The sequence below is a fragment of the Streptosporangium sp. NPDC020072 genome, assembly GCF_040631445.1.
Classification (GTDB): Bacteria; Actinomycetota; Actinomycetes; order Streptosporangiales; family Streptosporangiaceae; genus Streptosporangium.
In genome coordinates this window covers 247,915-259,914 of the sequence record NZ_JBEYAB010000013.1, presented here as the reverse complement: position 1 = coordinate 259,914, position 12,000 = coordinate 247,915, and the positions used below count along the sequence as shown (strand labels likewise).

Sequence of the window (12,000 nt, the reverse complement as noted above, 5' to 3'; positions counted from 1 at the left end):
TGCGCTGGTCTGCGCTATTTGCTGGTGATCTGATATTTCCCTGAAGCGGGGTTTCCGTTCTCCTTGCGTTGTATTTCCGTTTTCCGAGGGTGGGGGCGGGGAGGGGGAAATCGTTTCCAGCCCCGAGGCGCCGCCCCGGCCCCCCGGCGGCCGGACGGAATGGCCCGCGCCCTTTCGAGGCGTCCGATCGGGCGAGCTGAACACGACAATTAGGGGCTGTCCCTTTTCCCGAACGCGCGAGGGTTTCCCGGCGCGGGTCAGCCGATCCGCGCGGGCTCGTCGTCCTGTGCGCGGCCCGTGTCGTCGAGGACCACCTCCGGGATCTCCTTGGGAACACCGCGCAGCGTGAACAGCACGGCCACCGCCAGTACGGCCAGCAGCGCGGCCCCCGTCACCAGCGTGGTCCGCATGCCGTCGAGGAAGGCCAGCCTCGCGGCCCGCCCGACGGCCTCCGCGACCTGGGCGGGCAGGCCGGCCGCGACCTGCAGCGCCCCGCCGAGTGACTCCCCGATCTGCCCGGCCACCCGGTCCGGCACCCCGGCGGGCAGTCGCAGGCCGTCGCGGTAGGCGCCGTTCAGCACACTTCCCAGTACGGCGATGCCCAGCGCGCCGCCCATCTCCTGACCGGTCTCCGCGATGGCCGAGGCAGCCCCGGCCCGCTCCCTGGGGACGGAGGCCAGGATGGTGTCACCGGTGACGGCGAAGGCGAACCCGTTGCCGAACCCCGCGAGGACCATGGCGAGCAGCATGTACGGGTAGCCGGTGTCCGTCCCGAACCGGCTGTACAGCACGAACGCCGTCGCGCCGAGGGCCAGCCCGAGGGCCACGACCCGGGCCCTGCCGAGCAGGCCGACCAGCGGGGTCGCCAGGGCACCGCCGACCGCCGCGCCGAGTCCGCCGGGCAGGCTCGCCAGCCCCGAGACCAGCGGCGACCACCCCAGGACGAGCTGGAAGTACTGCGCGAAGGCCAGCGAGGCGGCCAGCATGGAGAAGATGCACACGACGTTGGCCCCGACCGCGCCGGAGAAGGCGCGGTGGTGGAAGAGCCGCACGTCGATGAGGGGTTCGGCCAGCCGCCGCTGACGCCGGACGAACAGGGCGAGAACCACCACGCCGACCACCGCCGCGACCAGGACGCCGGGGGCGGTCACCCCGTCGTGGGCGGCGTTCTTCACCGCGTAGATGACCGCGACCACCCCGACGATCGACAGCGGGACGCTGACCGGGTCGATCCGCCCCGGGTTCGGGTTGCGCGACTCGGGGAGCACGAGGGAGCCGGCGACGACGATCAGCGCGGCGACCGGGACGTTGACCAGGAAGACCGACCCCCACCAGAAGTGGTCGAGCAGCAGGCCCCCGATCACCGGGCCGAGGGCGAAGCCGAGCGCCGAGACGCTGCTCCAGACGCCGACCGCGGTGGCCCGCTCGCGGGGGGAGGTGAAGACGTTGCGGATGATCGACAGGGTCGAGGGCATGACGGTCGCGCCCGCGACGCCGAGCAGCGCCCTGGCGGCGATCAGCAGCTCCGGCGTCGGGGCGTAGGCCGTCAGCGCGGAGGCGCAGGCGAAGGCGACGAGCCCGGCCAGCAGCAGCCTCCTGCGCCCGATCCGGTCGCCGAGGTTGCCCATCGTGACCAGGAGCCCGGCCAGGGCGAAGCCGTACACGTCGACGATCCACAGGAACTGGGTGGCGGAGGGGCGCATGTCCCGCGTCAGCTTCGGCGCGGCCAGGTGGAGCACGGTCAGATCGATGCTGAGGAGCAGTACGGCGAGACAGGCGACGGCCAGTGTGCCCCACCGGCGGGAGGAGGAGATCATGGGAGGAGCGTCGGTGACGGCGTTGACGGGACGCTGACCGGACGCTGACGGCCCGTCCGGTTGCGCTTCCGTGGATCAGGGAAGCCCTCCGGTAGGCGGGAACGGGGACGACGGAGGGGAAGGCAATGCGGGTAGCGGTGCTCGGGATGGGTCGGATGGGCAGGGCGATGGCCCAGCGACTGCTCGCCCGCGGTCACACGGTGCGGGTCTGGAACCGTACGCCGGGCAGGGCCGCCGAGGTGGTCGACGCGGGCGCCACCGAGGTCCACTCGCCGCTGGACGCCGCGCTGGACGCCGAGGCCGTGCTGCTGTCCCTCGCCGACGACCGGGCCAGCCGCGACGTGATGGGACGGCTCGTCTCCCTGGGGCCGGACGAGGCGACGGTCATCGCCGACACGAGCACCGTCTCCCCTTCGACCTCCCGTGAGCTGCGGGACATCGCGCCCGGCCGCCGTTTCGTGGCCGCGCCGGTCATCGGGGCGCCGCAGGCCGTGGTCGAGGGACAGGCCACGGTGCTGATCGGCGGCGATCGGGAGTACGCCCGCGACCTCGACCCCGTCTGGTGCGACCTGTTCGCGGTCCAGCACTACTGCGGGGAGGACCCTGGCGGCGCGCTGACGTTCAAGCTGCTCAGCAACTACCTGCTCATGGCCGGGCTCGCCGTGCTCGGTGAGGTGGTCGCGACCGGTCAGGCGGCCGGGCTCGACCAGGAGAGGCTTCGCGACTTCCTGAGCCGCTGGCCGACCGTGGCCCCCGCCCTGCACAACCGGCTCGACGACGTCCTCGACGGTGACCACAAGGGCTGGTTCACCACCCCGCTCGGCGCCAAGGACGTACGGCTGGCCGTCGAGCTCGGGGAGTCCCTCGGCCTCGAACTGCCCGTCGCCCGGCTGGTCGAGCGACGTTACGAGGAGGCCGCGGAGAACGGCTGGGCGGACCGCGACATCGCGGCGGTCGTCGAGCTGGTTCGCCGCCGTCCGGAACCCCCCAGGTGACGGCCGGAAAACACGGCTGATTTCCTTCAAACGCTGATAAACCCCGGCTTGACAGGAATTCCCAACATCCCTACTGTCTGTGTAGGTAATACAGGAAATAGCGCACATATCCCTGATTAGGGTCTGTGCGGGACAGCACTTCCGTGGCCACTCTCGCGATAGGGGCGACGAGATCGATGGCAAGAACGAGAGCTGATCTTTCCGGCGCACGCGGGGCGGCGACGTCCCGCACGGGGCCTGGTGGCACGCCCACCACCTGTCGGACCTGTACCGAGAGCTGAGAGGCCGGGGGCCGCCGCAGCGGCTGACCCGTTTCGTTTTCCGTGGCGCGTGCCCCTGGGGCCGGGGCCGCCGGATCGCCGTGTCCGTCTCACGGGCGCCGTCGCCACAGGCCGAAGGTTGGGCCGACTCCTCCAGAAACCGGGGTTGAATCATCATGCGGACGTTGACGGAGCACACGAACACGCTGCTGGGGATATTTCCCAAGAAAATCGAAGAACTTAAAAAGGACGGGCTTTATCGCAGTTTCGTCCCCTTCTCCCATCTGGCCGCCGAACGCGGCCACGCGGTACACAGCACAGACGGCGCGGGCCGGGTCCAGGTCTGGTGCAGCAACGACTACCTCGGACTCAGCCAGCACCCCGAGGTCATCCGGGCGCAACTCGACTCGACCGTGGAACACGGCACGGGCAGCGGCGGATCACGCAACATCGCGGGCACCAGCGCGGCCCACGTCGAACTGGAGACCAGACTCGCGGCCTGGCACGGCAAGGAACGCGCGCTGGTCTTCTCCAGCGGCTACATCGCCAACTTCGAGACGCTGAGCACCGTCATCTCCGCGCTCCCCGGCATCGTCGTCTTCTCCGACGCCAAGAACCACCGCTCCCTCATCGAGGGAATCCTCCGTACGGGATGCGCGAAACACATCTTCCCGCACAACGACCTCGACGAGCTGGAGAGGGTGCTCGCCCAGTACGACCACGACCGTCCCAAGCTGATCGTGTTCGAGACCGTCTACTCGATGGACGGCGACGTCACCCCGGTGCGCGCCATCTGCGACCTCGCGGAGAAGTACAACGCGCTGACCTTCGTGGACGAGACGCACGCCGTGGGCACCAGGGGCCCGACGGGCGCCGGAGTGTGCGAGGAGGCCGGGGAGAACAGGCCGACCTTCGTGCAGGGCGTCTTCAGCAAGGCCTTCGGGACGGTCGGCGGATACGTGGCGGGTCCCGACGCGGCGCTGGACTACGTCCGCTCCCACGCGCCCGGGTTCATCTTCACCACCTCGCTGCCCCACTCCAGCCTGGACGCCACGCTCAGAAGCCTGGAGCTCATCCAGGACGGCGACGCCCTCAGACGCGCGCTGGCCGACAACGTGCGTCACCTGAAACAGGCGCTGCGCGCCGCCGGGATCGGCTTCCTCGACGCGGACAGCCATCTGGTCCCGGTGCTGGTGCCCGGCGCCGAACGCGTCAGGCGGGTGGCGCGCGTGCTCTTCGAGGAACACGACGTCTACGTCACCCCGATCAACTTCCCCTCCGTGCCCAGGGGCGCGGAGCGCTTCCGGATCACCGTTCCGCCCTTCAGGACCTCCGGCCAGATCGACGACTTCGTGGCCGCGCTGCGCAAGAGCCTGGACTCCTGAACGCCTCAGAATCCGACGAGAGGGCCAACCATGACGATCAGTGAGATCACCCCGTTCATCGGCGCCGAGCTGACCGGCGTCACCTACGAGGACCTCGAACGCCCCGAACTCTTCGACCAGCTCGTGGACAATCTGCGACGGCGCGAACTCGTGGTCGTGCGCGGTGTCGAGCTGACTCCGAAACAGCAGATCACCCTGGCCAGGCGCCTGGGCAGACCCGTCCCCTTCCTGCTCAGGGAGTATCGCCATCCGGAGTTCGAAGAGATCATGATCTCCTCGAACGAGGTGCGGAACAACAAACCGGTCGGGGTGGCCAGGGTCGGCAACTTCTGGCACCAGGACTCCTCCTACGTCGCCGACCCGGCGCCCTACACCATGCTGCACGGCGTGAACGTGCCCTCGACCAGCGGGCACACGCTCTACGCCAGCGCCGTGGACGTCTACGAACGCCTCCCCGAGGAGTGGAAGCGAAAGATCGCCGGGAGGAACGCCCTGGCGACCGTCAACAAGCGCCTGCGGATCGGCAAGGAGCACGTCGGCCTGTCGGTCGCCGAGTTCCGCGCGCTGATCGACGTCGAACACCCGAAGGTCGAGCACCCCCTGGTGCGCGAGGACCCCTTCACCGGACGCCCCTACCTGTACGGCTCTCCCGAGTACCTCGACTCGGTGGTCGGCTTCGACGCCAACGAGAACGCGGCCTTCTTCGCGATCGTCGACGAACTCGTCCAGGACCCCGAGCACGTCTACACCCACCGCTGGACCCCCAACGACCTGGTCATCTGGAAGACCGCGACGACCTACCACTGCGCGACCGCCGTCGAGCCGGGCGTCGGGCGGACGGTGCACCGCGTCAGCATCCAGTCCGGTGACTGATGGGCGGCATCGTCGACTTCGAGGTCCGTCTCCCCAGGGGACGGGCCGCCGTCCACCTGATGCACCGGGCCTCCGGCGTGCCGGTCGAGGCCATCAGGGAGATCACGCACACCGAGGAGTTCCCCGTCCTGGGCGAGACGGAACAGTCCTGGGAACTCGCCGCCGAGGCGGCCAGGGCACTGCTCAGCCGTACGGCGGCGCGGCCGGGGGACGTCAGGCAGGTGATCTTCGCGGGCTCCGGTGAATGGGACGTCCCGTTCTGGTCACCGGCGGCGCGGGTGGCCGCGGAACTCGGCGTCGAGGACGCGCACTGCTTCGAGGTGGCCAACTTCTGCAACGCGGGCACGACCGCGATCAGGATCGCCCTCGACCGGCTCGCCGGGCAGCGCGGCGACGGGTACGCGTTGGTGCTCGTCGCCGACCGGCTCAGCCAGCTGGTCGACCACGCCGACCCGGGGTCCAAGGAGCTGTTCAACTTCGGCGACGCGGCGGCGGCCGTACTGCTGTCGAGGCGGGAGGCCGTCTTCGAGGTGCTGCACACCGCGGTGCGGACCGACCCGAGCTGGGCCGACTACTACCACGGCGAGCAGCGGGACGGGCGCCTGGTGATCCGCAGGGGGCCGCACCGCTCCGGGCTCGCCGACGCCTACGTGGACAACTTCACCCGGCTGGTCGAGGAGACCCTGCGGGCCGTCGGCGGCAAACGGGACGACGTCGCCCATTTCCTGATCAACCAGGGTGACCGGAGGATGCACGAGCGGCTGTTGCGGGAGCTCGGGCTGCCACGGGAGAAGAGCGTCTTCAACTACCACAGGCTCGGCCACATGGGAGGCGCCGACACCCTGATCGCCCTGGACGGGCTCAGGGAACGGCGGGCGCTGCGGCGCGGGGACCTGGTCCTCCTGGCCACGAGCGCCATGGGCTTCAGCTGGGGAGTCACCGCATTGGAGTACGCGCGATGAAGATTCTGGTCGTCCACCAGGTTCCCTACCGGAAGATCGACTACCACCTCGCCATCGACCACGAGGTCCACGACGTCACCTACGTCGGCCGCGCGGAGCGGATCGCCGAACTGCCCGAGGGACTGCGCTGCCGGAGACTTGAGGTCGGCCCCGCCGACGACCTGGCCGGGTGGATCATCGAGAACGTCTCCCCCACCGAGGGGTTCGAGCAGCTGCTGTCGCTGTCGGAGGACGGCGTCCTGCTGGCCTGGCGGGTACGGCGCCACCTCGGGATCGAGGGCCCCTCCCTCGACCGGCTGCGCCGGGTGCGCGACAAGGTCAGCATGAAGGAGGCGCTCGAAGGCTCGGGGGTTCGTCACCCGCGTTTCGTGGCGGCCGACGCCGTACCCGGTTCGCTGCCGTGGAGCGGCAGGACCGTCCTCAAACCCCGGCAGGGCGCCTCAAGCCAGGAGGTCGTCATCCACGAGACGGCCGAGGCGGCGCTGGCCGCCTGCCGCGCCCTCGGCGACCCCGGCGGGTTCGAGCTTGAGGAGTACGTGGACGGCGACGTCCTGCACGCCGACGGGCTGGTCCAGGACGGTGAGCTGGTCGACGTCGTGTTCAGCAGGTGTGTGCGGACGCCGCTGGACTTCGCGCAGGGGACGCCGATCGCCTCGCACCAGATCCAGCACGACGAACGCCACCGGGTCTTCGCCGAACGGGTGCTCAGGGCCCTGGAGATCGACACCGGCTGCGTCCACCTTGAGTTCTTCGAGACCAAGGAACAGGAGCTGGTCTTCCTTGAGGTCGCCAACCGGCTCGGCGGCGCGGGCATCGTGACCTCGCACCTGCGCCACACCGGGGTGCACCTGCCCTCGCACGAGATCGCCATCCGGCTCGGCTGGCCCAGGCCGCGACCGCGTCCGGCGAGCGGGCGCTACCACGGCTTCGCCATCTTCCCCGGCCACCACCTGAAGCCGGCGGAGGGCTACACGGTGGACGTGCCCGACCACATCAGGAACCACCCGTGGGTGGACAAGGTGCACAGCCTGGACGGCAGGCAACCGCTGCCCGACCACATCTCCTACCAGGAGTGGGAGATCCCGGTCTTCATCGAGGCCTCGCACCCCGACCCCGGCGTGCTCAGGCAGATCCTCGGCGAGTTCGTCCTGGCCCCCCTCGTGAGACCGGGAGGCCCGCCGGTGAGACCGGGAGGCCCTTCCACCGAGCCGGAGGGCCCGCCTGTCCGGTCGGAGGGCCCGCTCGTCAGGCCGGAGGGCGTGCGGTGAGGCACTACCCGACCGACCTGCTGCTGGCCGTCGAACACGCCGAACGCCATCCCGTGGAGGCGCTCGCCGAACACGGGCTGACCGGCCTGCTGAACGGCACCGCGCTCACCGAGGCCCTCGACGAGCTGTTCGACGGCCTCGGCCGGTATCCGTGGCGGCCCCTGCCCGACGGCGACGTCGAGGAGTTCGCCCCCGTCGGCACGGTGCCGCTGGACGACGAGGAGCCGGGGGCCACCCTGCGCGGCCTGCTGTACGGCCTGGCCACCGGCAACCGGGTCGTCGTGCGCACCGGGCGCCGGGACCTGTGGCTCGCGGTGACCGGCCTGCTGACCGGGGCGGGCGTGCCCCTGCCCGACGTCACGGTGACGGACCGGGACGACCGGACGGCGGGGCCGCCCGTGGAGGTCCCGCCGCCCCGGGTCCGGGGCGCCTTCCCCACCGAGGCCGCCAGGCAGGCCGCCGAACTGGCCGCCGACGCCAGGGCCGGGTGGGTCGGGCGGCTGTTCACCCGTGACCACCTGGCCGGTGTCTCCCTGGCCGTGGCCCGGGGCCGGGACGCGGCCGAGGAACCAGGACGGATCGGGGCGAAGCTTCGCTACCTGGCCGGGCGGGCCCGCCGTACCCGGTACTACCGGGACCTGCCCGCCGTCACCGGGCGGCAGGACCTGACCCGGCTGCCGATCCTGGACAAGACGGTCCTCGACGCCCACACGCCGCCGGTCAGCCGCGACATGTCCAGCGACGCGCCGCCGAGCGGCGAGATCCTGCGCAGCGGGGCGACCACCGGGGAGCCGCGCTACATCGTCTACTCCCTCACCGACTGGTCCAACATGGTGCGCGAGGCCGTGCCCATGCTGTACGGCGTCGGCCTGGAGAAGGGGGACCGGCTGGTCAACGCCCTGTTCGGCGGCAGCCTCTACGGCGGCCTGATCACCAGCAGCTGCGAGCTGTCGCGGATGCCGATCGAGTGCTACACGACCGGCCAGCACATCACGGTCGACGACCTGCTCGCGCTGGTGCGGAACTTCTCCGTCAACGCCGTCGTCGGCCAGCCCGCGCTGATCCTGCCCCTGCTGCGCGAGGCCGCGGCCCGCGATCCCGGCCTGCGCCTGGAGAAGGTCGTCTACGGCGGCACCGCGATGACCGAGACCGACAAGGCGTGGCTGCGCGAACGGCTCGGGGTCCGGGTGATCTCCAGCATCCTCGCGGCCAACGACGGCGCCCAGCTCGGCTACCAGTGCCCCGGCCTCGACGGCACGCTGCACCACCTGTGCGACGACTACAACCTGATCGAGGTGGTCGACGAGGAGGGCCGCCCGGTGCCGGACGGCGAACCCGGCCACCTGCTCGTCACCGCCCTGCAGAAGTTCGAGGGGCCGCTGATCCGCTACCGGATCGGCGACGTCGGCCGCGTCCTGCCCGGCCGTGACTGCGGCTGCGGGACCCCCGGCAGGATCCTGGAGTATCTCGGCAGGTCGGACGGCCTGATCAAGGTCAAGGCCCGCACGGTCCTGTACGACGAGATCCTCACCGCGCTGGCGGTCTTCCAGGTCTCCCGGCTCCAGGTCGAGATCACTTCGAGCGACGGCACGGACACGGTGGTCGTCCGTACCGAGTCGCCGCTCGACCTCGACCCGGAGAAGGTACGGCACCTGCTGGGGAGCGAGTTCGAGGCGCTGAGCGACCGGCACGCCTTCGGCGACGGGCTTGAGGTGTTCCGGCTGCTCGTCGAGTGCCACCCCGAGGGGGGCCTGCCGAGGAACCCGGTGAGCGGGAAGGTCAGACCGGTGATCGACCGGCGCGTCGGATCCGGAGCGGTCTCATGACCGACCACGTCACGGAGCTGTACAACGAGGAGCTGTTACGCGGCGGCAGCCCCCTCGCGGAGATCGACCTGCACGACGAGGAGCGCTTCCCGTACCTGGCCGGCATCGACCGCCGGTATCTGAACCGGCCCGTCTTCGTCGGCGAGGGGGAGCTGAACCGGTTCGCCGACGACGTGGTCCGCGCCGTGGACATCCTCATGTCGCTGCCCGAACGGCTCTACGACGGCGACCTCGACCGGCTCTGCCGGACCCTGGGCGTCGAACCGCGCAGGGCCCGGCTCATGCGCCGTCTCGGTGGGGCCAGGCCGTACCGCTTCGGCCGGATCGACGCCTACCACGACGGCGAGTCGTTCAAGATCCTGGAGTTCAACGCGACCAGCGAGACCGGCGGCCTCGAATGGGTCGGTCCCGCGACCAGGGCCATGCTCGACCACGACGCGCTGCGCGCCTTCGCCGAACGGCACCGCCTCGGCTTCGTCGACGCCCCGGAGAAGGTGGCCGAGGCGTTGCGCGAGGCGGGCGCGGCCGTCACCGGGGGCCGGGATCCGGTGGTCGCCCTGATCGAGGGGGAGGGTGGGCTGGCCGACTACGGCGTGGCCTGGCGCCCGCTGCACCGGCTCCTGCGCGACCTCGGCCTCGACTGCCGTCTGGGCGAGATCACCGACCTGGGCTTCGGGAACGGCCGGGTCCTGTTCCGTGGCACCCCGGTCGACGTGGTCTACCGCGTCTTCGAGGTGGACCAGGTCGTCGACCACCCGGAGGGCCTCCGGCTCACCGAGCGGCTCCTGGCCGCGCACGAGGAGGGGAGCGTGGTCGTCTGGACCCCCCTGGAGACGGAGATCTACCGGCAGAAGGCCTGCATGACGCTGCTGTCCGACCCCGGTCTCGGGGTACGGCTCTCCGCCGAGGAACGGGCGCTGATCGACCGTGTGCTGCCCTGGACCCGCTCCCTTGGGGAGTCTGACCTGTTCGAGGAGTGCGTGGAGCGCAGGGAGCGTCTCATCCTCAAGCCGAACGACGCCTACAGCGGGCGGGGCATCGTCGCGGGCTGGGAGGTCGGCGAACGCGAGTGGCTGCGGGCCCTGCGGGACGGGGCGGAGACGGGCGCGATCGTGCAGGAACGGGTCGTGCCGCGCCACGAACCGGTCGTCGATCCGGTGACCGGCCGCGTCGAGCCGTGGGAGGCCTGCTGGGGGCTCTACTACACCCCTGCCGGGGGGTACGCGGGCGGCGGCTGCCGCTTCCAGAAGGTCGGCCAGGTGGACATCAGGGCGCTGGGGCCCGGCACGAAGACCAAGGTCGCGGGCGTCTTCACCTACCCCGACACGGTTGAGGGGGTCGGCTCGTGGTGACCGAGGACACGGCCGTACGGCGGGCGGAAGGGGGCCTGGGGCGCAACTTCAACTACCTGCTCTCGGCCTACTCGATCCAGACCCTCGGCGAGGGCGTGGTGATCGCGGCCCTGCCGCTGCTGGCGAGCAAACTCACCGACGACCCCCGGCTCATCTCCTGGGTGCCGCTGGCCACCGAGCTGCCCTGGCTGCTGCTCGCCCTGGTCGGCGGCGTGATCGTCGACCGCTACGACCGGCGCCTGCTGATGATCGGCGCCCAGACGGCGCAGACGCTGCTGCTCGTCACGGTCGCGTTGATCGTGACGCTGGGCGGCACCAGGATCTGGATGATCTACATCCTGGCGTTCGGGCTGTGCGTCGGCGACATCCTCTTCATGGGGTCGAGCCGGGCGCTGATCCCCACGGTCGTGCGCGGCGCCGACCTGGAGACCGCCAACGGGCGCAACGTGACGGCCGAGACGCTCGGCCGGATGTTCCTGGGACCCGCGCTCGGTTCGGCGCTGTTCGTACTGTTCATCCCGCTGCCGCTGTGGGTGAACGCCGCGACCTACGTCGTCTCGATCGTGCTGATCTCCCGGATCCGCAACGCGGCCGGTCACTTCAGGGTGCCTCCCGCCCCGGAGGCGGCCGAGGGGCGGCGCGGGGTGGTGGCCGAGATGATGGAGGGCGTGCGCTGGCTGGCCGGGCACCGGGTGCTGCGTGTCGTCGTCCTGCTGGCCGCGACCAGCAACTTCAGCGTCTTCATGGCCCAGTCGGTCACCGTGCTCTTCGCCAGGGACGTCCTGGGCGTCGGGGACGCGGGCTACGGCGTCCTGGTGGCCGCGATGGCGATCGGCGGGGTCGCCGGAGGCCTGGTCAGCCGTCGGGTCGTCGGCCGCTTCGGCACCCGTTCCGTGGTCATCGGGGTCTCGGTCGCCAGCGCGCTGAGCCTGGTGGCCATCGGCCTGTTCGGCAGGCAGCCCGTGGTGGTGGTCGCGCTGTTCGGCGTCTGGTCGGCGGGACTGTCCGTGTGGAACGTGATGGCCCAGTCGCTCAGCCAGCGGCTGGTCCCCAACCGGCTGATGGGCCGGGTCGGCAGCGCGACCAGGATGATCGCCTTCGGCGCGCTGCCGCTCGGCGCCCTCGCCGGAGGTCTGGTCGCCGCCGCCTACGGCCTGACGGCCCCCTGGGTGGTCGGCGGGGTGGTGCACCTGACCGTCGCCCTGCTCACGCTGCCCGCCCTGCTGCGCTGGCCCTCGGTGATCGAGGCGCCCCCGGCCTGA

At 70.9% G+C, this 12,000-nt stretch carries 9 protein-coding genes; 8 read left to right on the top strand and 1 reads right to left on the bottom strand.

The features are described 5' to 3' along the window. Positions 1-257 precede the first annotated feature (257 nt). On the bottom strand, positions 258-1,817 hold the full coding sequence (locus ABZ470_RS30060) for an MFS transporter (RefSeq protein WP_362915654.1): 1,560 nt from the start codon (positions 1,815-1,817) through the stop codon (positions 258-260). A 125-nt stretch (positions 1,818-1,942) separates the two neighbouring features. Here ABZ470_RS30060 and ABZ470_RS30055 point away from each other — a divergent pair, with 125 nt between their 5' ends. The 8 genes from ABZ470_RS30055 to ABZ470_RS30020 all read left to right on the top strand — a co-directional run bounded on the left by ABZ470_RS30055 (position 1,943) and on the right by ABZ470_RS30020 (position 12,000). Continuing rightward, on the top strand, positions 1,943-2,812 hold the full coding sequence (locus tag ABZ470_RS30055) for an NAD(P)-dependent oxidoreductase (RefSeq protein WP_352015036.1): 870 nt from the start codon (positions 1,943-1,945) through the stop codon (positions 2,810-2,812). Positions 2,813-3,257: 445 nt separating this feature from the next. Next, positions 3,258-4,457: a 5-aminolevulinate synthase gene (hemA, locus tag ABZ470_RS30050; protein WP_362915652.1), complete on the top strand. Its 1,200-nt coding sequence runs from the start codon at positions 3,258-3,260 to the stop codon at positions 4,455-4,457. Positions 4,458-4,487: 30 nt separating this feature from the next. Beyond that, entirely contained in the window at positions 4,488-5,330 is an 843-nt protein-coding gene (locus ABZ470_RS30045) for a TauD/TfdA family dioxygenase (RefSeq protein ID WP_362915650.1), read from the top strand. Next, positions 5,330-6,292, top strand: coding sequence for a 3-oxoacyl-[acyl-carrier-protein] synthase III C-terminal domain-containing protein (locus tag ABZ470_RS30040; protein ID WP_362915648.1), 963 nt, complete (start codon positions 5,330-5,332; stop codon positions 6,290-6,292). Before ABZ470_RS30045 ends, ABZ470_RS30040 begins: the two co-directional genes overlap by 1 nt. Then, positions 6,289-7,560 (top strand): hypothetical protein, encoded by a 1,272-nt coding sequence (locus tag ABZ470_RS30035; RefSeq protein ID WP_362915646.1) that lies wholly within the window; start codon positions 6,289-6,291, stop codon positions 7,558-7,560. Before ABZ470_RS30040 ends, ABZ470_RS30035 begins: the two co-directional genes overlap by 4 nt. Next, complete coding sequence (locus ABZ470_RS30030; protein ID WP_362915644.1) at positions 7,557-9,386, top strand: hypothetical protein; 1,830 nt, start codon at positions 7,557-7,559, stop codon at positions 9,384-9,386. Before ABZ470_RS30035 ends, ABZ470_RS30030 begins: the two co-directional genes overlap by 4 nt. Beyond that, entirely contained in the window at positions 9,383-10,738 is a 1,356-nt protein-coding gene (locus tag ABZ470_RS30025) for a hypothetical protein (RefSeq protein WP_362915642.1), read from the top strand. The genes ABZ470_RS30030 and ABZ470_RS30025 overlap by 4 nt, the downstream gene beginning before the upstream one ends. Next, complete coding sequence (locus tag ABZ470_RS30020) at positions 10,735-12,000, top strand: MFS transporter (RefSeq protein WP_362915640.1); 1,266 nt, start codon at positions 10,735-10,737, stop codon at positions 11,998-12,000. Before ABZ470_RS30025 ends, ABZ470_RS30020 begins: the two co-directional genes overlap by 4 nt.